Source organism: Priestia endophytica (assembly GCF_026790145.1).
Lineage (GTDB): Bacteria > Bacillota > Bacilli > Bacillales > Bacillaceae_H > Bacillus_I > Bacillus_I endophytica_A.
Genome location: NZ_JALAMS010000001.1, coordinates 31,357 through 56,458 on the forward strand (window position 1 = coordinate 31,357; position 25,102 = coordinate 56,458).

At 36.5% G+C, this 25,102-nt stretch carries 22 protein-coding genes and 1 riboswitch; of the genes, 18 read left to right on the forward strand and 4 right to left on the reverse strand.

What is annotated here, in order from left to right; translation table 11 throughout:
• The first annotated feature begins 15 nt into the window (after positions 1-15).
• The 9 genes from MOC86_RS00225 (at position 16) to MOC86_RS00265 (ending at position 10,717) form a co-directional block, all read left to right on the forward strand.
• Positions 16-798, forward strand: coding sequence for an aldo/keto reductase (locus tag MOC86_RS00225; protein WP_326847704.1), 783 nt, complete (start codon positions 16-18; stop codon positions 796-798).
• Positions 799-1,051: 253 nt separating this feature from the next.
• A complete protein-coding gene (locus tag MOC86_RS00230) occupies positions 1,052-1,450 on the forward strand; it encodes a YhcU family protein (RefSeq protein ID WP_268582252.1) in 399 nt (132 codons plus the stop codon).
• 156 nt (positions 1,451-1,606) lie between these two features.
• A complete protein-coding gene (locus tag MOC86_RS00235; RefSeq protein WP_120045847.1) occupies positions 1,607-3,142 on the forward strand; it encodes a bifunctional GNAT family N-acetyltransferase/carbon-nitrogen hydrolase family protein in 1,536 nt (511 codons plus the stop codon).
• Positions 3,143-3,221: 79 nt separating this feature from the next.
• A complete protein-coding gene (locus MOC86_RS00240) occupies positions 3,222-3,773 on the forward strand; it encodes a glycerol-3-phosphate responsive antiterminator (RefSeq protein WP_326847693.1) in 552 nt (183 codons plus the stop codon).
• A 183-nt stretch (positions 3,774-3,956) separates the two neighbouring features.
• Entirely contained in the window at positions 3,957-4,784 is an 828-nt protein-coding gene (locus MOC86_RS00245; protein ID WP_243514798.1) for an MIP/aquaporin family protein, read from the forward strand.
• A 19-nt stretch (positions 4,785-4,803) separates the two neighbouring features.
• Positions 4,804-6,294 carry a glycerol kinase GlpK gene (glpK, locus tag MOC86_RS00250; protein ID WP_243514796.1) on the forward strand — a complete coding sequence of 497 codons (1,491 nt, stop codon included), beginning with the start codon at positions 4,804-4,806 and terminating at the stop codon, positions 6,292-6,294.
• Between the two features lie 179 nt (positions 6,295-6,473).
• Positions 6,474-8,144 (forward strand): glycerol-3-phosphate dehydrogenase/oxidase, encoded by a 1,671-nt coding sequence (locus tag MOC86_RS00255; protein ID WP_268582253.1) that lies wholly within the window; start codon positions 6,474-6,476, stop codon positions 8,142-8,144.
• 132 nt (positions 8,145-8,276) lie between these two features.
• Positions 8,277-10,040 carry a phospho-sugar mutase gene (locus MOC86_RS00260; RefSeq protein WP_268582254.1) on the forward strand — a complete coding sequence of 588 codons (1,764 nt, stop codon included), beginning with the start codon at positions 8,277-8,279 and terminating at the stop codon, positions 10,038-10,040.
• A gap of 146 nt (positions 10,041-10,186) precedes the next feature.
• Positions 10,187-10,717 carry an NADPH-dependent FMN reductase gene (locus MOC86_RS00265; RefSeq protein WP_268582255.1) on the forward strand — a complete coding sequence of 177 codons (531 nt, stop codon included), beginning with the start codon at positions 10,187-10,189 and terminating at the stop codon, positions 10,715-10,717.
• A 30-nt stretch (positions 10,718-10,747) separates the two neighbouring features.
• On the opposite strand, the gene MOC86_RS00270 is transcribed toward MOC86_RS00265, so the two are convergent.
• The 3 genes from MOC86_RS00270 to MOC86_RS00280 form a co-directional block, all read right to left on the reverse strand.
• Positions 10,748-11,332, reverse strand: a complete 585-nt coding sequence (locus MOC86_RS00270; protein ID WP_061803202.1) for a biotin transporter BioY — start codon at positions 11,330-11,332, stop codon at positions 10,748-10,750.
• A gap of 179 nt (positions 11,333-11,511) precedes the next feature.
• The gene (locus MOC86_RS00275; protein WP_243514770.1) at positions 11,512-11,763 is read right to left on the reverse strand and encodes a YhdB family protein; all 252 of its coding nucleotides are present in this window, start codon (positions 11,761-11,763) and stop codon (positions 11,512-11,514) included.
• A 183-nt stretch (positions 11,764-11,946) separates the two neighbouring features.
• On the reverse strand, positions 11,947-13,320 hold the full coding sequence (locus MOC86_RS00280) for an aldehyde dehydrogenase (RefSeq protein ID WP_268582256.1): 1,374 nt from the start codon (positions 13,318-13,320) through the stop codon (positions 11,947-11,949).
• Positions 13,321-13,500: 180 nt separating this feature from the next.
• Here MOC86_RS00280 and MOC86_RS00285 point away from each other — a divergent pair, with 180 nt between their 5' ends.
• From MOC86_RS00285 to MOC86_RS00315, 6 genes are all read left to right on the forward strand, one after another.
• On the forward strand, positions 13,501-14,907 hold the full coding sequence (locus MOC86_RS00285; RefSeq protein ID WP_268582257.1) for a SpoVR family protein: 1,407 nt from the start codon (positions 13,501-13,503) through the stop codon (positions 14,905-14,907).
• Positions 14,908-15,048: 141 nt separating this feature from the next.
• Entirely contained in the window at positions 15,049-17,019 is a 1,971-nt protein-coding gene (locus tag MOC86_RS00290; RefSeq protein WP_326847694.1) for an alkaline phosphatase, read from the forward strand.
• Between the two features lie 116 nt (positions 17,020-17,135).
• A complete protein-coding gene (locus MOC86_RS00300; protein ID WP_268582258.1) occupies positions 17,136-18,131 on the forward strand; it encodes a zinc-binding alcohol dehydrogenase family protein in 996 nt (331 codons plus the stop codon).
• A 76-nt stretch (positions 18,132-18,207) separates the two neighbouring features.
• Positions 18,208-18,374, forward strand: a riboswitch (M-box (ykoK) riboswitch).
• A gap of 95 nt (positions 18,375-18,469) precedes the next feature.
• Positions 18,470-19,828, forward strand: coding sequence for a magnesium transporter (gene mgtE, locus MOC86_RS00305; RefSeq protein ID WP_268582259.1), 1,359 nt, complete (start codon positions 18,470-18,472; stop codon positions 19,826-19,828).
• A 187-nt stretch (positions 19,829-20,015) separates the two neighbouring features.
• Positions 20,016-21,278, forward strand: a complete 1,263-nt coding sequence (locus MOC86_RS00310) for an Nramp family divalent metal transporter (protein ID WP_268582260.1) — start codon at positions 20,016-20,018, stop codon at positions 21,276-21,278.
• A 410-nt stretch (positions 21,279-21,688) separates the two neighbouring features.
• Positions 21,689-22,117 carry a GNAT family N-acetyltransferase gene (locus MOC86_RS00315; RefSeq protein ID WP_268582261.1) on the forward strand — a complete coding sequence of 143 codons (429 nt, stop codon included), beginning with the start codon at positions 21,689-21,691 and terminating at the stop codon, positions 22,115-22,117.
• Between the two features lie 14 nt (positions 22,118-22,131).
• On the opposite strand, the gene MOC86_RS00320 is transcribed toward MOC86_RS00315, so the two are convergent.
• Entirely contained in the window at positions 22,132-23,157 is a 1,026-nt protein-coding gene (locus MOC86_RS00320) for an LCP family protein (RefSeq protein WP_419146594.1), read from the reverse strand.
• Between the two features lie 333 nt (positions 23,158-23,490).
• On the opposite strand from MOC86_RS00320, the gene MOC86_RS00325 reads away from it, so the two are divergent.
• From MOC86_RS00325 to MOC86_RS00335, 3 genes are all read left to right on the forward strand, one after another.
• Positions 23,491-24,366 carry a helix-turn-helix domain-containing protein gene (locus MOC86_RS00325; protein ID WP_268582263.1) on the forward strand — a complete coding sequence of 292 codons (876 nt, stop codon included), beginning with the start codon at positions 23,491-23,493 and terminating at the stop codon, positions 24,364-24,366.
• Between the two features lie 60 nt (positions 24,367-24,426).
• Positions 24,427-24,564, forward strand: coding sequence for a hypothetical protein (locus tag MOC86_RS00330; RefSeq protein ID WP_172460265.1), 138 nt, complete (start codon positions 24,427-24,429; stop codon positions 24,562-24,564).
• Between the two features lie 69 nt (positions 24,565-24,633).
• Entirely contained in the window at positions 24,634-25,074 is a 441-nt protein-coding gene (locus MOC86_RS00335; RefSeq protein ID WP_268582264.1) for a GNAT family N-acetyltransferase, read from the forward strand.
• Positions 25,075-25,102: the final 28 nt, after the last annotated feature.

Sequence of the window (25,102 nt, forward strand, 5' to 3'; positions counted from 1 at the left end):
CATAATGGAATTGAAATGCCTTGGTTTGGGCTAGGTGTATTCAAAGTTGAGGACGGATCAGAAGTAATTGAATCTGTGAAATCAGCAATTAAAGCAGGTTACATTAGCATTGATACTGCTGCTGTATATGGAAATGAAGAAGGGGTTGGAAAAGGTATCGCTGACTCTGGAGTTGACCGTGAACGCCTCTTTGTAACCTCTAAAGTTTGGAATAGTGATCAAGGGTATGAATCAACATTAAAAGCATTTGACACAACGCTTGAAAAACTTGGTCTTGAATACCTTGATTTATATTTAATTCACTGGCCTGTTGAAGGAAAATATAAAGAAACGTGGAAAGCACTTGAAAAATTATATAAAGATGGACGCATTCGTGCTATTGGAGTTAGTAACTTCCAAATTCATCATTTAGAAGATTTACTAACAGATGCTGAAATTGTACCAATGGTAAACCAAGTAGAGTATCATCCACACCTTACTCAAAAAGAACTTCATGCTTTTTGTAAAGATAAAGGTATTCAGCTTGAAGCATGGTCTCCGCTTAAGCAAGGAGAGCTTTTGCAAGATAAAACAATCACTCGTATTGCTGACAAGTATAACAAATCAGCAGCACAAGTAATTTTACGTTGGGATTTACAAAATGAAGTTGTAACAATTCCAAAATCAACAAAGGAACATCGTATTATTCAAAATGCTGATATTTTTGATTTCCAATTAACAAAAGAAGAAATGAACGAAATTAATGCTCTGAATAAAAATGAGCGAGTTGGTCCGGACCCAGATAATTTCGATTTCTAATAAAAAAGGTTCCCTTCTTTAGAAGGGAACCTTTTTTATTGTGTTTTTATTATTTCCATAATAGTTAATTCATTGAAATTAAAATCGCTATTTCGTATGCGTGAAATAGGTCTAAAAAAACAAAAAAAGGAAATAATATGTTATTTATCTAGGTTTTACGGCATGTTTTAGAAATAACTACCTCACCTTTTTAACTGGAAAATATGTTAGTATTGTAAGCAGAAGAAAAAGGATAAAAAGAGGTGGAGGTAACGTGAAAGTTTTAAATGCCGCAACACCAGAGATGGAGACATACATAGAAGAAATGAGCGAGCACTTAGTCTACAATATTTTACCCTGCTACTTTTCTCAGGAAGAGATCCAAACATACAAAAATGTTCAGTTTCTTTCGATAAGCTATGCAAAGCAAAAAGCATATAATGGCTTTTTACATGAAGCTTTAAAGGTTATTAGCAGCATGCAAACGATTACTAATCTTATTGAAACTGTCCAAACGAGAGAAATTACAAACCAGGATCGAAAGCTTTTTCATCACAATATTTCTATTTTAGAGAAATATGGGTTTTTATTTCCGTTTGAAATGGATTATTTCTCGAAAGAACGTTATCAGATTATACAAGGGCATTATGAATATCGTTTCATTGTGAACTAAATGGCAGCGGGTTTTCCCGCTGTCTTTTTCTAGTTCCCCCCTTTTGCTTTTCCGATTATAATAAAAGTACAGATTTGTAGTGATTCAGCTTAGAAAGTTTTACTTTTACAAAAAAGGGAACAATATAAAGAATGTTGAAAAAGGAGCTACAGATGCATGTCAGAAATCGATTTATCCAAATTTGAGAAGAAAGTTATTATGCGTAATATTGAACATAAAGACATTGAAAAAATTATTGAGCTTCAAGAGCTTTGCTTTCCTGGAATGGACCCGTGGAAAAAAGATCAGCTTCAAAGTCATCTGGATATTTTCCCAGAAGGCCAGATCTGTGTCGAGTTTGATGGAGAAATTATTGGGTCTTGTTCAAGCTTAATTATAAACTTTGATGAGTATGATGATAAACACACGTGGGATGATATAACAGACGAAGGTTATATTACAAATCACAATAGTGATGGCTATAACTTGTATGGAATTGAAGTTATGGTTCACCCTCAATTTCGAGGAATGAAAATTGGTCGTCGTCTTTATGAAGCGCGTAGGGATTTAGCGCGAGCTCACAATTTAAAAAGCATTATTATTGGAGGAAGAATTCCTAATTATCATAAATATGCAGATGAATTTACGCCGCGTGAATATGTAGAAGAAGTGAAAGAACATAAAATTTATGATCCTGTTCTTTCATTCCAGCTTATGAATGGATTTACCGTTATGCGAATTAATCCAAACTATTTGCCTGATGATGCAGCTTCAAATCAGTATGCAACGCTTATGGAGTGGAACAATATTGATTATGTAGCAAAATCAAAGCGTCACTACAAAACATCTTTTCCAGTAAGGATTTGTGTAGTACAGTATGCAATGAAACAAATTAACTCATTTGAAGATTTTGCACAGCAAGCTGAATATTATATTGATGTTGCATATGATGCTGGAGCTGATTTCTGCGTATTCCCTGAAATCTTTACAACACAGCTTATGTCATTTTTAAATGAGCATATTCCTAGAAAAGCTGTTCAACGTGTAACAGAATATACTGAAGAATACATTGAGCTTTTTACAGATCTTGCTGTAAAGTACAATGTTAACATCATTGGTGGCTCACATTTTGTAGAAGAAGATGAACACATTTATAACATTGCGTATCTTTTCAGAAGAGATGGAACAATTGAAAAGCAATATAAGCTTCACATTACACCAAATGAGCGGAAATGGTGGGGAATTTCGGCTGGAGAAGAAGTGGAAGTATTTGATACAGACTGTGGGCCAATTGCTATTCAAATTTGCTATGACATTGAATTTCCTGAGCTTGCACGTATTGCGACAGAAAAAGGAGCCAAAATTATTTTTACTCCGTTCTGTACAGAGGATCGCCAAGGCTATTTACGTGTGCGCTATTGTGCTCAATCAAGAGCGGTGGAAAACCAGATTTATACTGTTATTGCAGGAACAGTTGGAAACTTACCACAAGTGGAGAATATGGACATTCAATATGCTCAGTCCGCTATTTTTGCTCCTTCTGATTTTGAATTTGCACGCGATGGCATTGTAGGTGAGTGCAATCCTAATATTGAAATGGTCGTTATTGGAGATGTTGATTTAGAAATTCTACGTCGCCAACGCCAGTCAGGAACAGTTCGACAGTTAAAAGATCGTCGTCGTGATATTTACACTGTTCACTATAAGAAGTAATGTTAAAAGGGCATCCTTACTTCCTTTTTCCCTAAGGATGCTTTTTTAATATGAAATAAATTATAATGGAGGAAAAATTGTGAGCTTTGAAGATCAACAAATCATCCCAGCTATTCGTGATATGAAGCAGCTTGAACGTTTTTTACGTTCTCCATATCAATATGGAGTTTTATTGGAATGTTATTTAGGTCATTTAAAGGGAATAGCACGTGCGGCTCAAGAGCACGATAAAAAGCTAATTTTCCATGTTGATTTAATTAGTGGTCTAAAACACGATGAACATGCTGTGGATTTTTTATGTCAGGAAATTAAGCCTGCTGGTATTATTTCAACGCGTTTAAATGTAATTCTAAAAGCCAAACAAAAAGGGGTATATGCCATTCAGCGCGTTTTTCTTTTAGACAGTCAAGCACTTGAAAAAAGCTTCGCTGTTATTAATAAAGGAAAACCAGACTACATAGAGCTCCTTCCTGGAGTTGTTCCACATCTCATTGAGGAAGTAAAGGAAAAAACGAATACCCCTGTCCTTGCAGGAGGACTTATTCGAGCAGAGCATGAAATTAAAAAAGCATTGGAAGCAGGAGCTGCAGCTGTTACAACGTCTAATGAAGAGCTTTGGAAAAAAAAGTAGTAAAAAGGGTTTGACAACGCTTTCACTTTCTAGTACTCTAGTATCAAAGTTAATACACGTGACGGAGACAAGAACCACAGTACATCCCTAATCAACCTTAGGGGTATACTGTGGTTTTTTGCAATTTGTCACATCGCCATTAATAGATTTTTAGAAAAATATGAGCAAAGGGGATGAATTCCCATGGGTACTTTTACAGCGGAAATAGTCGGGACAATGATTTTAATTATACTAGGCGGAGGAGTTTGCGCAGGGGTTAATTTAAAAAAATCACTCGCTCATAAAAGTGACTGGATTGTAATTACTTTTGGCTGGGGATTAGCAGTAACAATGGGAGTTTACGCAGTTGGAAGTGTAAGCGGTGCACATTTGAATCCAGCTGTAACAATTGGAATGGCATTAGCTGGTCAGTTTGCTTGGGGAGATGTTCCACTTTATATTTTAGCTCAAATGATTGGAGCCTTTTTAGGAGCAGTTATTGTTTACTTTCATTATTTACCACACTGGAAAGCAACGGATGACCCAGGAGCAAAGCTTGGCGTATTTTCAACAGGACCAGCCATCTATCACCCGTTTTCAAACTTATTAAGTGAGATGATTGGAACATTCATTCTTGTTCTAGGATTATTAACAATAGGAGCAAATAAGTTTACAGAAGGCTTAAACCCCCTTATCGTTGGGTTCCTTATTTTAAGTATTGGCCTTTCTCTAGGGGGAACAACAGGATATGCAATTAACCCGGCAAGAGACTTAGGACCACGTATTGCACACGCATTACTTCCGATCGCAGGAAAAGGAGATTCAAACTGGAAATATGCATGGATTCCTGTTGTTGGGCCTATTCTTGGTGGAAGTTTAGGAGCAGTATTTTATAAAATAATATTTGAAGGAACAACAAGTGCTGTATATTGGGGAGTAGTAGCCATTGTTGTTGTAATACTAGCATTGGCGTACGGTATGTCTAAGAAACAAGATTACGTAGCAGGAGAAATAAAAAGAGAACTAAACTAATTTAGAGGGGGCAAAAGCTATGAGCACATACATTTTAGCATTAGATCAAGGAACAACAAGCTCAAGAGCTATTTTATTTAACAAAAAAGGCGAAATTGTTCATACATCACAGAAAGAATTTACGCAATATTTTCCAAACCCTGGCTGGGTTGAACACAATGCAAATGAAATTTGGAGCTCCATTTTATCTTGTATTGCCTCATGTTTATCAGAATCAGGAGTAAAAGCAAATCAAGTTGAGGGAATTGGAATTACAAATCAGCGTGAAACAACAGTTGTATGGGATAAAAATACAGGCCAACCTGTTTATAATGCGATTGTTTGGCAATCTCGTCAAACAAGCAGCATTTGTAATGAACTAAAAGAAAAAGGCTATAACGATACGTTCCGTGATAAAACAGGGCTTTTAATTGATGCTTATTTTGCAGGTACAAAAGTAAAATGGATTTTAGATAATGTAGATGGAGCACGTAAGAAAGCAGAAAATGGTGAGCTGTTATTTGGAACAATTGATACGTGGCTTATTTGGAAGCTATCTGGTGGAAAAGCGCACGTTACAGACTATTCAAATGCATCACGTACGCTTATGTTTAATATCTATGATCTAAAATGGGATAAAGAATTGCTAGAGATTCTAGGTGTTCCAGCATCTATGCTTCCAGAAGTAAAGCCGTCTTCAGAAGTATATGCAGAAACAATTGATTATCACTTTTTTGGTCAGAAAGTACCTATTGCAGGAGCAGCTGGTGACCAGCAGTCAGCACTGTTTGGGCAAGCGTGCTTTGAAAAAGGGATGGCTAAAAATACGTATGGCACAGGTTGTTTCATGCTTATGAACACAGGAGAAAAAGCTGTTAAGTCTGAGCACGGTTTGTTAACAACGATTGCATGGGGAATTGATGGAAAAGTAGAGTATGCGCTTGAAGGTAGTATTTTTGTAGCTGGTTCGGCTATTCAATGGCTTCGAGATGGTCTTCGTATGTTTAATAATGCTGCAGACAGTCAAAAATACGCAGAGCGTGTTGAATCAACAGATGGAGTTTATATGGTTCCTGCTTTTGTTGGATTAGGAACACCGTATTGGGATAGCGATGTGCGTGGTGCAATGTTTGGATTGACTCGTGGAACTAAAAAAGAGCATTTTGTTCGAGCAACACTTGAATCACTAGCTTATCAAACACGTGATGTCCTTGATGCTATGAAAGAAGATGCAGGCATGGAAATTAAGCGTTTGCGTGTTGATGGAGGAGCTGTTAAAAATGATTTTCTCATGCAGTTCCAAAGCGATATTTTAGATGTTCCTGTTGAAAGACCTACAATTAATGAAACAACAGCTCTTGGTGCAGCATACCTTGCAGGGCTTGCTGTTGGGTTCTGGGAAAGTCGTGATGAAATAGCAGAGAAGTGGGATGTTGAAAAAGCATTTGAATCGAAAATGGAAGACGATCAGCGTACGAAGTTGTATGATGGATGGAAAAAAGCTGTTGAAGCAGCAATGGTGTTCAAATAAAGAAAGAATCTTCTGAAGTGTGAAACAGAAAGATTCACAAAAGGACAAAAGTGTGATATATTAAAAATAAGTTAATAAATGGTTGGAGAATAGGAGAGACCACAGGACCTTATGGGTATATAAATATCATAAGGGACTTGTGGTCTCTTTTTATTTACTCTTAAAAGGAGGAATTATTCATGAGTTTTTCAGGGGAAAATCGTGCTGCGACTTTAAGCGAAATGGAGAAGCAGCAGTTTGATGTATTAGTTATCGGTGGCGGTATTACAGGAAGTGGAATTGCTTTAGACGGGGCAACGCGTGGATTGAAAATAGGACTTGTAGAAATGCAGGATTTCGCAGGAGGAACGTCAAGTCGTTCTACAAAGCTCGTGCACGGTGGACTGCGTTATTTAAAACAGTTTGAAGTGAAAATGGTAGCGGAAGTTGGAAAAGAAAGAGCTATTGTATACGAAAATGCACCGCATGTTACAACACCTGAGTGGATGATGCTTCCTTTCCATAAAGGAGGAACGTTTGGAAGTTTCACAACATCAATCGGTCTTCGCATGTATGACTTTCTTGCAGGTGTTAAACGAAGCGAGCGACGTCAAATGTTCTCACGAAAAGAAACATTAAGACGTGAGCCGCTTGTGAAAGCGGAGAACCTACGAGGTGGCGGCTACTATGTTGAATATAAAACAGATGACGCTCGCCTGACTATCGAAGTAGCGAAGAAAGCAGTTGAAACAGGAGCTACTCTTGTAAATTATGCCAAAGTAGAAAGCTTTCTTTACGAAGATAACAAAGTTGTGGGAGCGGTTGTTGTAGACCAGACAACTAAAAAAGCGTACCAAATTTATGCTAAAAAAATTATTAATGCTGCAGGACCTTGGGTTGATACACTTCGTGAAGAAGATCGCTCAAAAGAAGGCAAAACGCTTGTTCATACAAAAGGAATTCACTTAGTTATTGATGCAGAACGTTTCCCATTACAGCAAGCTATTTATTTTGATACACCTGACGGACGCATGGTATTTGCCATTCCACGTGATGGAAAAACTTATGTTGGTACAACTGATACAGTTTATGATGGAGATCTTGTTCATCCGAGAATGACAAAAGCAGACCGTGAATATGTCATTAAATCAATTAACTACATGTTTCCGGCTGTAAACATTACCGAGAAAGATGTAGAATCAAGCTGGACGGGACTTCGCCCGCTTATTAATGAACAAGGAAAAGGGGCTTCTGAAATTTCGCGTAAAGATGAAATTTGGGAATCCAAATCAGGCTTAATTACAATTGCAGGTGGCAAGCTAACAGGCTATCGTAAAATGGCTGAAATGGTTTTAGATTCTGTAACGAAAAAAATCGAAGAGGAATATAATGTTTCGTTTCTTCCTTGTCAAACTAAACATCTCTCACTTTCAGGAGGAGAGTTTGGAGGATCTCAGAAATTTGAAAGCTTTGTAAAACAAAAAGTTGAAGAAGGAACAAAGATTGGTCTTGATCGTAAACAAGCTGAAAAATTAGCAAAACGCTATGGTTCAAATATTGATAAAGTATATGAGTATGTGAAAAATGGTGAACACGCAAATGTGACTCCCGCTGTTTATGCTCAAGTTATGTACGGACTAGAACATGAGATGGTCGTAAAACCTGTTGACTTTTTCATTCGCCGTACTGGAGCGCTTTTCTTCAATATTTCATGGGTGCATGAATGGAAAGTTGAAGTCATTAATCTTATGGCTTCAAAACTAGGCTGGACGCGTGAACAAAAAGAATTATATAGACAAGAACTTGAAAAACATCTTCATGATGCAGTTGTTCCTGTTGATGAAGAAGATGATACAGCTCTTGCACAGTAAGAAGAAAATCCCATCTTAAAAAGTGAAACGAGATGGGATTTTTTTTCGTTAAGTTATAAAGAAACATGGTAATATAAATGGAAGAGAATTTTATAAAATGAGATTTAAGATTCATCATTAAGGAGGAGAAAGATGAGCTGGCATCAGCATTTTTTGCGTTGGGATAATGAAATTGAATTAGAAAATGAAATGAGAAAAAGTTTAGATAGTATTAAGCATGATGAGAGATTGCTTGAAGAGCATTTTTATAAAAATCTAGAATTTGGTACAGGTGGAATGAGAGGCGAAATTGGAGTCGGAACAAATCGTATGAATCTCTATACCGTAAGGAAGGCATCAGCTGGATTTGCTCAGTATATTGAAAACGCGGGAGAAGAAGCGAAAAACCGCGGAGTTGTGATTGCGTACGATTCTCGCCATAAGTCCCCACAATTTGCTCTTGAAGCAGCTAAAACTCTTTCTTCATATGGAATTAAAACCTACCTTTTTACAGAACTTAAGCCAACGCCACAGCTTTCATTTGCTGTTCGAGAGTTGCATGCTTTTGGTGGTATTGTTATAACAGCAAGTCATAATCCACCTGAATATAATGGTTACAAAATATATGGAATGGATGGAGGGCAACTTCCGCCTAAAAGTGCTGATGAGTTAATCTCTTATGTAAACGGTATCGAAAATGAGCTAAAGATTACAGTGAAAGAAAAAGAAGAGCTAAAAGAAGAAGGGTTGCTTGTTATGCTTGACGATACACTTGATGAAGCATACAACAAGAAACTTCAAGAAGTGAGCGTTTCAAAAGAACTTTCACAGGAAGCTAAAGACAACGTAAGAGTAGTTTTTACACCTTTACATGGAACAGCTTATAAATCAGCAACAAAAGTGCTTGAAACGCTCGGTTATAAACATGTTCACGTTGTAGCAAAGCAAGCAATGCCAGATCCTAATTTTACAACCGTGCTTTCTCCGAATCCTGAAGAAGCCGAGGCTTTTTCATATGCGATTAAAGATGGAAAAGATGTAAAAGCAGACGTTCTTCTTGCAACAGATCCTGATGCAGACCGAGTTGGACTTGCTGTTCGAAAAGACGATGGAGAATATACGCTTCTAACAGGAAATCAAACAGGAGCACTTTTACTAAAATATCTTTTATCACAGCTTGAAAAGAGCGGAAATCTTCCTGAAAACGGAGCTGTTCTAAAAACAATTGTAACTTCTGAGCTTGGGCGCAAGATTGCAGAGGATTATAAGCTTACAGCAATTGATACCCTTACTGGATTTAAATTTATCGGCGAGAAAATTAAACAGTTTGAACAAACAAATGACCACACATTTTTATTCGGTTATGAAGAGAGCTATGGCTATTTAGTTAAAGACTTTTGTCGAGATAAAGATGCGATTCAAGCACTGATCTTAGCTGTAGAAGCGTGTGCCTTTTATAAACAACAAGGCAAAACACTTTGGCACGTTATGCAAGATATCTATGAAGAATACGGCTATTATAAAGAAAATTTAAAATCACTTACGTTAAAAGGAAAAGAAGGATCTGCTCAGATTGAACACCTTTTAACATCTTTCCGTGCTACTCCTCCAGGAGAAGTAGCTGGCTTACGAGTTAAAACAATCGAAGATTATCAAGTGCAAAAAAGAGCGTACGTAGAAAGTGGAGAAACAGAAACAATGTCTCTTCCTTCCTCAAACGTTTTAAAGTATTTCTTAGAAGATGGCTCATGGTTTTGTCTTCGCCCGTCTGGTACAGAGCCAAAAGTGAAGTTTTACTTTGGAGTTGTTTCCAACACTAATGAGGAAAGCGTGTTAAAGTTAGAACAGCTTAACAATAGTATTATGGACAAAGTAGCAGCTATTTTAGAAAGTAATGAAGAAGGAATCAAAAAATAAAGAAATGTTTCTCCATTTAAACTGGGGAAACTTTCTTTTAATAATATTAAGATAGCGGAAAAAGGGAAAAATGTGGTACGTTTAATAAATGAAGACTTTTATAAAAAAAGTCCATTGACAACACCATAGCATAGGAGGATTTTATAATGAAGATTGTTGTGATTAATGGAACACCACGTGAGAGTGGAAGAACGCGTATTTTAAGCCGTTTTTTAGCAGAAAAATACAGCTTAGATTTGCTTGATTTAAGTGAAACAGTGTTACCTGTTTTTAACGGAACAAGTGAGCAACATGAATTAGAAAACGTAGTAAAAGTAAAAGAGCTTGTACATAGTGCAGATGCTATTATTTTAACAACGCCAGAATATCATGGAAGCATGAGTGGAGCGTTGAAAAATATGCTTGATTTCTTAACGTTTGAACAGTTTAAAGGAAAACCAGTTGGACTTCTCGCAGTAGCAGGTGGGGGAAAAGGCGGTATTAACGCATTGAACAGCATGCGTGATGTAATGCGTGCTCTTTATGCGAATGCATTACCAAAACAAATTGTATTTGATCCACCGATGTTTGAAAAAGACAGCGATCTTCTTGTTCCAGAGGCTTCAGAAGCGTTAGAAGGATTTGTGGAAGAGCTTAAAAAATATACAAAGCTTTATAAAGAGTTTGCAAAAGCATAAAAAATAAGAGGCAGGATTTTATCCTGCCTCTTATTTTTTTTGAAATCCTGTCTTTTTAAATAAAGCATGAAAACGGGGAGCAATAAGACCACCTAAAAATGTGAAAATCACATCTTTAATAAAAAATCCACCCATGAAAATCCACAGTGCTTTATAAGACATTGGAGTATTAATCCACGTATTAAGAGCTAAGTACATATAGTTAACGCTAAACAGATAAATAAAAATAATGCCAATATACGACGCAACCATAAATGTACCAAGCGTTGGATTTTCTTTTCGCTCGACAATTTTACCTACAATATAAGCGGCGAAAATATAGGAAATGATAAATCCACCTGTTTGGGTAAATAAAGCGCTGAGACCACTATAAAACTCAGCAAACACTGGAGCTCCAGCAAGCCCTACAACCATGTAAGCGAGCATAGAAAAAGCGCCTAACCGGCTACCAAGCAAAGCACCAGCTAGAATAGCAAAAAATGGCTGAAGTGTTGGAGTTACATTTCCAAAATGTAAAAATGGAGCAAAAGAAGCAATGTTAGCTCCAATTGCAGTAAGGGCTACAAAGACACTTGCATATGTAATGTCAATTGCCCGAAATTGTCTTTTGTTCACGTAGTGTTCCTCCTGATGATAGAATACGCTTTTTATCTTAACGAAAGAGAGTTACATTAGTCAACAGATAATATTTCTCAGTTTACATTCAAAAAATGAATAAAAATAAAAAAGGAGCAGAAAATAAGTATAAAAGAAAAAAGGCATACCTTTTTAGGGGTATGCGTTAAAAAGTTTGTTTATAAAGATTGTTCCATTGCGCTCAGCTCAGACTGAAGCGCTTGTTCTCCTGCATAGTCAATATAACATAGCAAAGAGTATAAATTCTCTTCCACAATTCGCTCGTTTCGCTCGAAGTTATAGGCGTGTAAAAAGTGTTCAATCCTTTTTGATAACAAATCATCGTTTGTTCGCACCATCAGAATCAACAGGTTGTCCCACTGTGATCGATGTGTGTAATAAAGCGCTCTGTCATAGTCCAACATGTTCATTGCTTTTCCTCCCCTTTGAAGGAGTCGATATTATTGTATGACAGTTTGGATGATTTGTTACTGAACAAATGTTGGACAAAAAAGCAAAATAGTGACAGTGTGACAAGAACAACACTGTTAACTTTTTCTGTTGTATAAAACCGAGTTCAAAAAACAAATAATACGAGCAAGCCTTCTGTGAGGTTACTTTAACAACTTTTTCACATATTTCAGGCTGTTTTTAAACGAAGGATAGCGAATAGGAAGATCAAACTTTGTTGTTTGTTTTAAAATGCCTTTTTCATGTGTAAAAGCATCAAAGCTTCCTTTTCCATGGTATTTGCCCATCCCGCTTTCTCCAACTCCTCCAAAAGGAAGGTGTGTGTTCGCTACATGCATAACCGTATCATTTATACAACCTCCACCAAAGGAGAAAGAGTTAATAATCTTTTCTTGCTTTTTCTCATCTTCTGAAAAGTAATAAAGTGCAAGCGGATTCGGAGTTTTACCCAGATGATATTTAAGGTCTTCAAATTTTGTGAAAGAAAATAGAGGTAAAATAGGACCAAAAATCTCTTCCTTCATTACGCTGTCTTCCCACATTATATTTTCTAAAAGGGTAGGAGATATACGATTTTCAACTTCTTCATATTGTCCTCCAAACAAAATATCCCCATCTTGTAAAAATGCGAGCAGTCTTGTGAAATGACGTTTGCTCACAATTTTTCCGAACTTTTCACTGTTAAGTGGAGTTTCTCCGTAGAACTCTTTTACAACGGCTTTCAGCTCTTGTACAAATTCTTCTCTTATTTGCTCATGAACAATAACATAGTCAGGAGCAATGCATGTTTGACTGGCATTGGTGAATTTCCCCCAGGCAATTCGTTTTGCGGCAAGCTCTATATTTGCATCTTGATCAACAATGCAAGGACTTTTGCCACCAAGCTCAAGTGTGAGCGGTGTTAAATAATTTGCAGCAGCTTTCATTACTTCTTTTCCTATTGCAACGCTTCCTGTAAAGAAAATATAGTCAAAACGTTCATTCAAAAGAGCCTGACTTTCTTCAACTCCTCCTTCAACAACGGCAATATATTCTGAAGGGAAAGTTTTTTGAATAAGCTTAGAAATCCATCTAGAAACGGTAGGCGTGTATTCAGATGGTTTTAAAAGGGCTGTATTTCCTCCTGCAATTGCTCCAATAAGTGGAGAGAACTGAAGCTGAACAGGGTAATTCCAAGGTGCGATAATCAAGGTCACGCCATATGGCTCTCTATAAAGATAACTTTTGGATCCGAGATGACTTACAGGTGTTTTTACTTTTTGAGGTTTTGTCCATGAATCAAGATGTTTTAGAACAAAACGAATTTCTTCATATATAAAAGCAATTTCTGTCATATACGCTTCTGTCTCAGATTTATGTAAATCTCTTTGCAAAGCGTCTAGCAATTGTTGTTCATAGCGTTTTACAGCACTTTTAAGCTTTGTTAAGTTTTCTTTGCGAAAAGCAACATCTTTTGTAGTATCAGTCTCAAAAAAAGCTCGCTGCTTTTCAATAAGAGATAAAATATTGTCTTTCATCGAACCCCTCCTTATAACCCAGCTTTCTCTTAGAATATAAAACGTTTTCCTTTCCTAAACAACAAATAACGTCTTTCTCTCTCTTTTTCTATACAAAAAAGAGAGAAAAAATGTATCTCTTCATCATGAATAAACAAGCATATTCATACTATAGGATATGAAGGTGAAAGGGGAGAGCCTATGAACGACACTCAGCAAAAGCAACTTTATCGTGCAATTGAGGAGATAACGGAGATTGCTGAAGGCTTTGGATTAGATTTTTATCCAATGCGCTATGAGATTTGTCCGTCTGAAATTATTTATACATTTGGATCATATGGAATGCCTACTCGTTTTTCGCACTGGAGTTTTGGTAAACAGTTTCATAAAATGAAGCTTCACTATGATTTAGGATTAAGTAAAATCTATGAGCTTGTCATCAACTCAAACCCATGCTATGCATTTCTGCTTGATTCTAATTCTCTTATTCAAAATAAGCTTATTGTTGCTCACGTTTTAGCACACTGCGACTTTTTTAAAAACAATGCGCGCTTTGCCAATACGAACCGAGATATGGTAGATAGTATGGCAGCTACTGCTGAAAGAATTACTCAATATGAAATTTTGCATGGAAAACGTGAAGTTGAAAAGTTTTTGGATGCTGTTTTATCTATCCAGGAGCATATTGATCCATCGCTTATGCGTCCAAAACTTTCTTGGACGATGGATGAAGAAGAGGAAGAAGAAACAACAGTTGAAACACCTTACGATGATCTTTGGGCTCTTGACGGAGATAAAGTGAAAAAAGAGAAGAAAAAAAAGAAGAAAAAGTTACCGCCACAGCCTGAAAAAGATATTCTCTTATTTATTGAACAGTACAGTCGTGAATTAGAAGAGTGGCAGCGCGATATTTTAACAATGATGAGAGAAGAAATGCTTTATTTTTGGCCTCAGCTTGAGACAAAAGTAATGAACGAAGGATGGGCTTCTTTCTGGCATGCACGCATCATTCGTGAACTGGAGCTAACAAGCAGTGAAGCCATTGAATTTGCTAAATTAAATGCAGATGTTGTGCAGCCATCACGTACAACGATTAATCCCTACTATTTAGGATTGAAAATCTTTGAAGATATTGAAGAGCGGTATAACAACCCAACGGAGGAAATGAAACGTCTTGGAGTTAAAGAGAATTCAGGTCGAGACAAAATGTTCGAAGTACGTGAAGTTGAATCTGATATTTCATTTATTCGAAATTACTTAACAAAAGATCTTGTTATGCGTGAAGATATGTATCTGTTTGCAAAACAAGGTCGTGATTATAAAATTGTCGATAAACAATGGACGGAAGTACGTGATCAACTTGTAAGTATGAGAGTAAATGGGGGATTCCCTTATATCACAGTTACAGATGGAGATTATCTGAAAAATGGAGAACTTTATTTAAAACACTGGTATGAAGATATTGAACTTGATGTGAAGTACTTAGAAAAAGTACTTCCATATACGTATCAGCTTTGGGGGCGTACTGTTCATATGGAAACGAGCTTGGAAGGAAAGCAAGTGCTATTTTCATATGATGGAAATGCTGTGCATCGAAAAATCTTATAAAAAAAGGCGAGTGTCACATATGACACTTGCCTTTTAATATTTATAAAAAGTTAATGCTAGATTAACAGTAGGTTAATGAAAGGAAGATATCATCTTAGGTGGAAAAGAAAAACTAGCTTAATTCAGGGGAGAGAATCAGAAATGTTCAAAAAAGCAATGAAGAAAAAGTTAATTCCATTTGCAGCAATGTCTACCATTGCCATTAGCGGTTTATTAGGCGGAGGAGCAGGAAGCGTTGATGCGGCAGAGAAGACAGAGCCAGAAATTAAAAATATCATTTTCCTTGTTGGAGATGGTATGGGAACGTCATATACGACAGCACAGCGTTATATGAAAGATAATAAAGAAACACAAAAAATGGAGCCAACAGCTTTTGATCCAAATTTAGTTGGTTTACAAAGTACATATCCATATGCCCAAAATACCATAACTGATTCAGCTGCGGCAGGTACAGCTTTAGCAACAGGACATAAAACATACAATGGAGCTGTTTCTGTTGATTCTAATAAAAAGGAAGTAAAAACAGTTCTTGAGCAGGCAAAAGAAGAAGGTTTAGCAACAGGCCTTGTTACAACATCAGATATAACAGATGCAACACCAGCTTCATTTGGAGCGCATGATCCAGATCGTAAAAATAAAGATGGAATTGCAGACGATTATTATAATGAAATGATTAATGGAGAACATAAAATTGACGTTATTTTAGGTGGAGGTTTAACAAACTTTAAAAGAGATGATGAAGATTTAACAAAGGCCTTCCAAGAAGACGGATATAGCTATGTTTCTAACCGTGAAGATATGTTAAAAGACGAAAATAAACAAGTTTTAGGTCTCTTCTCTGAAGTTGGAATGCCAAAAATGCTTGATCGTTCTGAAGAAGATCCTTCATTAAAGGAAATGACAGATTCTGCGTTAGATCGTTTGGAACAAGATGAAGATGGATTTTTCCTTATGGTTGAAGGAAGTCAAATTGATTGGGCAGCACATGATCATGATATTGTAGGAGCAATGAGTGAAGTAGAAGACTTTGAAAGAGCATACGAATCAGCAATTGAATTTGCTAAAAAGGACAAGCATACGCTTGTCGTGGCAACAGCTGATCATTCAACAGGTGGTTTCACACTAGGAGCAAATGATAAGAATGGTGCAGGTGTACAAAAGTGGGTTCCAGAAGCTGTAAAAGCCGCAAAACGCACGCCAGACTTTATGGCTCAGCAAATTGCTGATGGCAAGAGCGTTGAATCTGTATTAGGCAAGTACCTTGACCTTGAATTAACAAAAGAAGAAATAAACAGCGTAAAAGAAGCAGCTAAAAATGATCAACAAGTAGATGATGAGACAGGAAATATGAAAAAAGTAGATGAGAGCGCTCTTGTTACAAACATTGACAACGCTATTGAGCGTATCATTGATGCGCATTCATATACAGGGTGGACAACAACAGCACATACTGGTGAAGATGTTCCTGTTTATGCATATGGACCTGGAAAAGAAATGTTTGCAGGTATGAGTGATAACGTTGATCAAGCCAAGCGCATGTTCAAAATTTTAGAAGAGAATCATAAAGGTAATGGAGATAGCGAAAAAATTCAGTTCAGTGATATCAATGAGAAAACGTTTGGCTATGAAGCAATTATGGCATTAGCGGAAAAAGGAATTGTAAAAGGAAGCAATGGAAAATTTAATCCATCACAGCAGTTAACGCGTGTTCAAGCAGCAATTATGCTTCAACGTGCACTAGATTTACCAGTTCCACAAGATTTAAATTCATTTAAAGATGTAGATAAAGATGCTGAATATGCTGAAGCTGTTGCAGCTTTGAAACAAGCAGGCATTTTTAACGGTTATGGAGATGGAACGTTTGGTGTAAATGACAAGCTTTCTCGTGAACAAATGGCAAGTGTGCTTGTTAAAGCATTTGACTTAAAGAAAAATAATAAAGAAGTAAATCTATCAGATCTTGATTCTGTATCTCCTTCTCATAAAGAGAATGTCAAAATTCTTTACCAAAATGGTATCACAACAGGGAAAGAGGATGGCACATATGCTCCATTTGAAAAAATCAAGCGTGATCAGTTCTCTGTCTTCATGCACCGCGTATTAACAAAATAAAACAAGCTAACTTAGCCGCTGCCAACTCGCAGCGGCTTTTCGCGTTTCTTCTTTTTTGAAGTGGGAAAATATAAAAAGAAAGTACAAGATAGAAGGAATGATAAGGAGGAAAAAAGATGAAGGCGGTTGGTCTTTATAAATACTTACCAATAACAAAAGAAGAGAGTTTAGTAGATGTTGAAGTCGAACAAGGACATCCTACAGGTCATGATTTATTAATTCATGTCCAAGCAGTCTCTGTTAATCCTGTTGATACGAAGGTTCGGGCACCAAAAGATAGAGAAGAAGAGAAACCAAAAATTCTTGGCTTTGATGCCTCAGGTGTTGTTGAAGACGTAGGAGAAAAATGTTCACTTTTTAAAAAAGGGGATAAAGTTTACTACGCAGGAAGCATTGGTAGACAAGGCACAAACAGCCAATATCATCTTGTTGATGAACGCATTGTTGGACGAAAACCTGAAAATCTCTCTTTTGCTGAAGCAGCAGCAATGCCTCTCACAACTCTTACTGCTTGGGAAGGATTATTTCAACGTCTTCATGTTCAAGAAGGAGAAAGTATTTTGATTATTAATGGAGGTGGCGGAGTGGGGTCTATTGCCATTCAGCTTGCGAAACAGGCAGGGCTAACTGTTATTGCAACCTCTTCTCGTGTTGAAACAAGTGAATGGTGTAAAGGTCTTGGAGCCGATTTCATTATTAATCATTATGAATCAATGGAAGAACAGTTAAAAGAGCATGGAATGGAGAGTGTTGACAATATCTTCTGTTTGCATAGCACAGATAAACATTGGGAAGAGATGGGTAAAGTAATTCGTCCACAAGGGAAGATTTGCTCCATTGTTGAAAATGAAGAGCCTATCGATTTAAAAATTTTACAAGATAAAAGCGTTTCTTTCCTTTGGGAATTTATGTTTACAAGACCTCTCTATGAAACAGATGATATGATTGAACAGCATCATATTTTAAACAAGGTTGGAGAAGAGTTAGAAAAGGGGAACTTACAGCACACTCTACAAGAGACAATAAGTCCAATCAATGCTGAAAATATGAGAAAAGCACATGGAAAAGTTGAAGAAGGAAAAATGATTGGGAAAATTGTTGTAGAAGGATGAGGACAATAACATTTTTTTAGTTATAATGGTAGTTGACTTATTCTACAATGTTAGCTACACTCATCACAGACAAAAGAATATACCTCGTTAGGTGAGGCTCCTGTACGGAGAAATGCTGCTGCCCAAAAATGTCCAAAGACGCCAATGGGTCAACAGGAATTATCGACATAAGGTAATTCTTAACGTAGCTGGTTTTAGAACCTATGCCGTACAGTGCTAAAGCTCTACGAATGGAGGGTATGAAGCGTTATTTAGTATGCAAAAAAACAAAAACACACCTTCCTTAAGGTGTGTTTTTTTTGTGCATTTGTTGCAGCATAAGAGAGGAGGAATCAATCATGATTCAAGATATGACATACGAAGAAATCGTAGCAAGAATTTCGCATCTTCTGGAGCAAGAAAAAACAAATGGTATTCAAGTAATTCTTGAAGAACTACAGCCTTATGATATTGCTGAAATATATGTGATGCTTTCAGAAGAACAGCGTCCTAAGTTTTTAGATGTACTTGAAACAGAGCAGCAAGCATCACTTATTGAAGAAATTGATCGCGACGAGCAACTTGAGCTTGTTGAACAAATCAATGTTAATGACCTTGGGGAAGTATTAGATTTAATGGACAATGATGATCTTGCACATCTTTTAGATGAAGTAACGCCAGATGTGAAAGAGCAGTATTTATCAGGGATGACAACAGAAGAATCTACAGCAGTTCAGAAACTAATGGAATACGAAGCTGAAACAGCTGGACGGATTATGACCAACCGCTATGTTTGGATTCCTGAACAATACACTGTAAGAGAGACAGTAGACAAAATAAAAATTTTCGCCGAAATTGCCGAATCCATTAACTATATTTACGTGATTAATAATGAAAAGCAACTCATGGGAGTTGTTTCATACAGAGATTTAATCTTAGCTGAAATGGATGAGAAAATTGCAGACATTATGTTTTCACGTGTTATTTCCGTCCCTGTAGAGATGGACCAGGAAGAAGTTGCGAGCATTATTGAAAGATATGATTTTCTAGCTATTCCAGTTGTTGAAGAAAATAATATGCTTGTTGGGATTATTACGGTTGATGACATTATTGACGTTGTGATTCAAGAAGCGAATGAAGACATTGAAAAGCTTTCAGCAACAGGGAAATCAATCGATTTTGATACAAAAGTATGGGTTGCTTCTTATCGACGCCTTCCATGGCTTGTTTTGCTTTTATTTGTTGGACTTATTTCAGGAAGTATTATTAGTCAGTTTGAAGAAACATTGCAAAAAGTTGTTGCCTTATCGTTTTTTATGCCACTCATTTCTGGAATGACAGGAAATACAGGGACACAGTCGCTTGCTGTTGTTGTAAGAGGTATTGTTGGTCAAGAAATGAACAAAGCGGTTGTTACTCGTCTTATCCTACGTGAATTTGGAGTAGGAGCTTTAATTGGAATTACTTGTTCTATTTTGCTTTTTATTATTGCTTATGTTTGGCAAGGAAGTCTTGTATTAAGTTTTGTTGTAAGTTCATCTCTTGTTTTTACTTTAATCATTGGAACACTTGCAGGAACTATTATTCCGCTCTTATTATCCAAATTAAAGGTTGACCCTGCAATTGCTTCAGGACCGCTGATTACAACGCTAAACGATATTTTATCATTGCTTATTTATTTTAAAATAGCTACAGTTTTCTTACATCACTTATTATAAAGATAGGAAAAGAGTAAAAAGAAGAAAATTCTTTTTACTCTTTTTATTTTTCGACACCTTCTTCATTGACAATATGAAGGGAGAGGAATATTATAATATTAAAAGTTGCGTTAGGTAAAAAAATATAGCTTATAGAAAAATAGATAGTTTCACGACAAATAAATGACTGGAGTAAAAAGGTGATAAAATGAGTGAACAGTTTATGGATAAAATAGATCCTGCTCAACATGTTTTAAGCGGAAAAACAAAAGGAATAAGACGTTTTCTTCCTTTTTTAGGCCCTGCTTTTATTGCCGCTGTTGCTTATATTGATCCAGGCAACTTTGCGACAAATATTTCAGCTGGGTCTCAATATGGATACCTTTTGCTGTGGGTTATTCTGTTTTCCAATATTATGGCATTATTAATTCAAACTTTATCAGCAAAGCTTGGGATTGCAACAGGCAAAAACTTACCTGAAGTAGCAAGTGAGCGTTTTTCTAAATGGGTTTCCATTGGACTGTGGATTCAAGCAGAGCTTGTTATTATGGCAACAGATCTTGCTGAGTTTATTGGTGCTGCCTTAGGGTTTAACTTGCTTTTTCATATTCCCCTTTTACCGTCTGCTTGTATTGCCGCTGTTGGCTCTTTCTTAATTTTAGAGCTGCAAAGACGAGGAGTCAGACGTCTTGAGGCGGGGATTACCAGCCTCTTGTTCATGGTGGCCCTGTCATTTGTAATCGAAGTGTTTTATGCAAAACCAGAACCAGGAGCAGTTATGCATGGTCTCTTTGTACCAGGACTAGAAGGAATGAATAGTTTATTGTTAGCCGTTGGAATTCTAGGAGCTACAGTGATGCCACATGCAATTTACTTACACTCAGGCTTAACTCAAAAAAGGGTTGTCGGAAAAAGTGAAGCAGAACGTAAAAAAATCTTTCAGTTTGAGTTTGTAGATATTGTTATTGCAATGGTTATTGCTGGAGCTGTCAATGCAAGTATGCTGATTGTTGCTGCTGCTTTGTTTTTCAAAAATGGTCTTCATGTAGAAGATATTGATGTAGCCTACACTGAATTAGGAAATCTTGTTGGCCCAGCAGCTGCCGTTTTCTTTGGAATTGGTCTTTTGATTGCTGGTCTTTCTAGCTCGTCTGTTGGAACGATGGCAGGGGATATGGTAATGCAAGGCTTTATTAAAAAACGGATTCCGTTATATGTTAGACGTTTTGTAACAATTGTTCCTCCTATTGTTATTATTGCGCTAGGAATTAATCCAACAAAAGCGCTTGTCATTAGCCAAGTGATTTTATCGTTTGGGATTGGTTTTGCGCTTGTTCCTTTAATTATGTTTACAAGCAATAAGAAACTGATGGGAAGTCTTGTGAACCGTCGAATAACAACGATTGTAGCATGGGGAGTAGCAGCACTTGTGATCGGTCTTAATATTTTTCTACTTTTAGATTTTGTATAAAAAATCTCCCCCTGTATTCAGGGGGAGTTTCTTGTTTATTCTCTGAAAATTTGAGTTTGCCGTCTCTTTTGTAGAGTGTAAGTGGCCCAGCAGTAAGAAAGCTAAGTCCAAGACCAACAAGTTGGCCAAAGAACAGATGCCCTAGCTCATGGATAAAAACCGTAATAAACCAAATTAAAAGCCTCGTCCACATAAAAGAGAGTGTGGATGCGAATGATGGAGATACAAAACTAATAAAAAATGAGATAAGCCCTGCTCCTAATAGGAAAAACAAAGGTCTTTTTAAAACTAGAATAATGATTAATCTCCCTTATAATAACTGTATTAATTTTCTTTCTTTTCTATAATTAGGATAACATATTGTAGTATATTAGAAGAAGGGAGAAAATGAATAGGGGGAGGAGATACAAATGATTAAAGTATTAGTAAATGAAGATGAAGTTTTATCTGCTTTTCCTGTTATAAATCAGTTGAGACCACATTTAACAATTGATGCGTATAAAAAACGGGTTCAGGAAGCGAAGGAAGCTCATCAATATGAGCTAGCGGGAGTTTTTAATGAGAAAGGAGAAATTGTTGCTGCAGCAGGATATATGCCTAAACTGACGCTTTATGATGGTCATTCTGTATGGGTTTGTGATCTTGTTGTGAGTGAAAAGGAGCGTTCAAAAGGACATGGAGAAAGACTTCTACGTTTCGTTGAGGAAAGATCGAAAAAGTGGGGTTGTGTTAACATGACTCTTTCATCTGGATTACAGAGACATGATGCCCACCGCTTCTATGAAGAAAAAGTAGGCTTTGAAAGAAAAAGCTATACGTTTAAGCGAGAATTTATATAAAAAGCCGCCCACCTTTATTGGTTGGACGACTTTTCATTTTCATCATCTAAAAATTCTTGTAAAGCTTCTTTATTTTTATCAATATCAAGAACAAGAGCAGCGCCAATGCTACCACCTAGGTTTTCTTCAGTAAATCCGTCTTCTATAGGGAGGCGGAAGCTTTCAACTTCGCGGTTATCACTTGATAGAAACTCTTTACCAATCCATGCAAGTTGACCTGTGCCTAAATTTGTTTCAAGATTTGAATTTACAATTCCTGCAAGCTTCGGGATTTTTAAGATGTTTGTCACTTGAACTGCTTGATCCTTTAGTTTTCCGATGACTTCCTGCTGTCTTTTAACCCGCCCAAAATCGCTTTGGGCATCATGGCGGAATCGTACATATCCAAGAAGTTCCTCACCGTGAAGGGTTTGTTTACCGGGCTTTAAAGTCATATGGATACCGTGTGACATTTCATATGGAATGTCCACTTCAATTCCGTCTGGAGCAATGGTGTCTACAATTTTGGGAAAGCCTTTGAAGTCAACAATAGCATAATAGTGAACATTCACTCCAAAATTCTCTTTAATTGTCTTTCGAAGAAGTTCTGGGCCACCAATAGCGTATGCTGCATTAATTTTATTTTTGCCGTGACCAGGAATCTTTACATAAGAATCACGCATAATAGAAACTACTTTTGCTTTGTTTGTATCAAAGTTGTAGTGTGCGATCATAATGGTGTCTGTTCTCGGTGTTTCCTCACCTCTGGCGTCTCCACCAAGAATTAAAACATTTGTCCTTGTTGGAAGCTCATCAGCTCCTTTAAAATCTTGAAACTGATTAAGATTAGAATCAGAACGATCAAAGCCTTGTATGTATTGATAAATTGAATAACCTGCTACAACCAAAAATAGAAGCAATAAAATTCTTAAAAAATTCCGAGTTCGTTTCTTGCGATTTTTTCGTCTTTGCCTTCGTGCTTCTTGTCGCATGGATTCGCACCTCTTGCACTCTAAATAATAGTTTCTTTTTGTACATAGTTCTTTTGTACAGTATACCATATGTCGTAAATGTAGGAATATTTATCAATAAAATGAATTTCTTGATTGAATTATCCTGCTAATAAAAGGTCTATTTACCGATTGAGAACAATGTGTTCTTTTATTATTTTAAGAAGAGGAGAGAAATATACTTTATTTCTAATGTAAGACGTGTAATAAGGGGATAAAAAGGACATAAAAATCATCATTTTACATTTTAAGGATATGTTTAGGTAAAAATCATCATTTTTGAATTATCGATACTTTTTTATGTTATACTTTTCCTTATTTCCCTTAAAATAGAGATAAGTCTGTAGTAGAATAGTAATAGAGTGAGTTCAAGGGGATGAACGTATGAACGAGTATTATATTGGACAGAAGATTAAAAACCTGAGAAAGAAGATGGGCTTAAGACAGTCTGAATTAGCTGAAGGCATTTGTTCTCAATCACAAGTAAGTAAGTTTGAAAAAGGAGAAGGCATCCCCTCTAGTATCATTTTATATCGTCTCTCTCAAAGGTTAGGGGCGCCGATGGAATACTTTTTTGAAGAAAACCTAGAAGAGTATATTCAGCCTGTTAAGAAATTAATCCGTTATTATACTGATGAAACCAACTATAAGATGGTTTTTGATATTATTTCAAAAGAGAAAAAAACGGAAATGTATAAAGAAGATTTAGATTATCAGCAATTTCTACTTTGGCATGAAGGGATTTGTAGACAGCATATCTTTAGTGATTTTAAAAAATCCCAGGATTTGTTAAATGGAGCGTTAGAACTTTCAGATTCAGCTAAGCCAAGTTCCTCTAATAGAAGAAGTGAAATATTAAATAGCTTAGCTATCATTCATGCTCATAATGGGGACCTTGATAAAGCAATAACATTTCATAATAAAGCAATAGGTGAATGGAAAAAATTAGATTACGTCCATGATCCTACAATTTATCAAAAACTTTTATTTAACCAATCTAAATCTTTAGGTGACGCAAGAGAATACAAGAAATCGCTAGAAAAAGCTGAAAGAGGACTTAATGTTTGCTTGCAGAATAATTCATTATATCTTTTTGCAGAGCTTTGGTATGAAAAGGCAGAAGTTCTAATGTTATTGGGAGAAAAAGAGCAAGCCTTAGAGGCATTTCAGCGTTCTGAAAGCTTTTTTAGGCTGCAGTCAAATACCGCTTATGCCGATGTTGTAAGAGAAGATATAGAAGAGTATTTTGGTAATCAATAGGCTTTATTGATTAAATATATTGAACTAAAATCTAAAGTATACAAAGGAGAGAATAAAATTATGAAAAAGAAAATTGCTTTAACAGCTGTCTTTGCAGTAATAGCATCAATTGTAGTTGCAGGAGGGGTTATGGATAATACACTCTTAGAATTAACAAATCATCAAGCAATCCAAACTGCTGCCGAGTATCGTCATTAATAAGTAAGGATAGAAAAGAGAGGAATAATATCCTCTCTTTTTTTTACGAAAGAATACGGAGGATTCATCATGTCTTTTACCCTAAAACCATTCAACAATCTAACCCCAAAGGAACTTTATGCAATTTTAAAAGCACGTATCGACGTTTTTGTTGTGGAACAGAACTGTTTGTATCATGAAGCAGATGATAAAGATCAAGAGTGTTACCACTTATTTAAAGAAGAAGATGGGACCATTGTTGCCTATGTGCGGATTTTACCGAGAGGCGTCTCCTATAAGGAAGCATCAATTGGACGAGTGCTTGTTCATAAGGATTTTAGGGGAAGTGGCTTAGGCTATGAGGTTATGGAAAGAGCTCTTAGATTTTTAGAAGAAGAGCTTTGTGAAACAACAATAAAAATTCAGGCTCAAGCTCATCTAGAGAAATTCTATGGAAGCTTTGGATTCCAAGCCATTACATTACCATATGACGATGAGGGGATTTCTCATGTTGATATGATTAAAAAGTAGATAAATTTCTACTTCTTTTAAAAAGAGT

Bases quoted from the DNA above. Each gene is read 5' to 3' on its own strand.
- MOC86_RS00300 (WP_268582258.1), top strand. From the start codon at position 17,136: ATGAAGGCGGTTGGTCTTTATAAATACTTACCAATAACAAAAGAAGAG.
- mgtE (WP_268582259.1), top strand. From the start codon at position 18,470: ATGATTCAAGATATGACATACGAAGAAATCGTAGCAAGAATTTCGCAT.
- MOC86_RS00315 (WP_268582261.1), top strand. From the start codon at position 21,689: ATGATTAAAGTATTAGTAAATGAAGATGAAGTTTTATCTGCTTTTCCT.
- MOC86_RS00280 (WP_268582256.1), bottom strand. From the start codon at position 13,320: ATGAAAGACAATATTTTATCTCTTATTGAAAAGCAGCGAGCTTTTTTT.
- MOC86_RS00265 (WP_268582255.1), top strand. From the start codon at position 10,187: ATGAAGATTGTTGTGATTAATGGAACACCACGTGAGAGTGGAAGAACG.
- MOC86_RS00225 (WP_326847704.1), top strand. From the start codon at position 16: ATGCCTTGGTTTGGGCTAGGTGTATTCAAAGTTGAGGACGGATCAGAA.
- glpK (WP_243514796.1), top strand. From the start codon at position 4,804: ATGAGCACATACATTTTAGCATTAGATCAAGGAACAACAAGCTCAAGA.
- MOC86_RS00325 (WP_268582263.1), top strand. From the start codon at position 23,491: ATGAACGAGTATTATATTGGACAGAAGATTAAAAACCTGAGAAAGAAG.
- MOC86_RS00255 (WP_268582253.1), top strand. From the start codon at position 6,474: ATGAGTTTTTCAGGGGAAAATCGTGCTGCGACTTTAAGCGAAATGGAG.
- MOC86_RS00320 (WP_419146594.1), bottom strand. From the start codon at position 23,157: ATGGTATACTGTACAAAAGAACTATGTACAAAAAGAAACTATTATTTA.
- MOC86_RS00335 (WP_268582264.1), top strand. From the start codon at position 24,634: ATGTCTTTTACCCTAAAACCATTCAACAATCTAACCCCAAAGGAACTT.
- MOC86_RS00330 (WP_172460265.1), top strand. From the start codon at position 24,427: ATGAAAAAGAAAATTGCTTTAACAGCTGTCTTTGCAGTAATAGCATCA.
- MOC86_RS00235 (WP_120045847.1), top strand. From the start codon at position 1,607: ATGTCAGAAATCGATTTATCCAAATTTGAGAAGAAAGTTATTATGCGT.
- MOC86_RS00310 (WP_268582260.1), top strand. From the start codon at position 20,016: ATGAGTGAACAGTTTATGGATAAAATAGATCCTGCTCAACATGTTTTA.
- MOC86_RS00260 (WP_268582254.1), top strand. From the start codon at position 8,277: ATGAGCTGGCATCAGCATTTTTTGCGTTGGGATAATGAAATTGAATTA.
- MOC86_RS00275 (WP_243514770.1), bottom strand. From the start codon at position 11,763: ATGAACATGTTGGACTATGACAGAGCGCTTTATTACACACATCGATCA.
- MOC86_RS00290 (WP_326847694.1), top strand. From the start codon at position 15,049: ATGTTCAAAAAAGCAATGAAGAAAAAGTTAATTCCATTTGCAGCAATG.
- MOC86_RS00245 (WP_243514798.1), top strand. From the start codon at position 3,957: ATGGGTACTTTTACAGCGGAAATAGTCGGGACAATGATTTTAATTATA.
- MOC86_RS00285 (WP_268582257.1), top strand. From the start codon at position 13,501: ATGAACGACACTCAGCAAAAGCAACTTTATCGTGCAATTGAGGAGATA.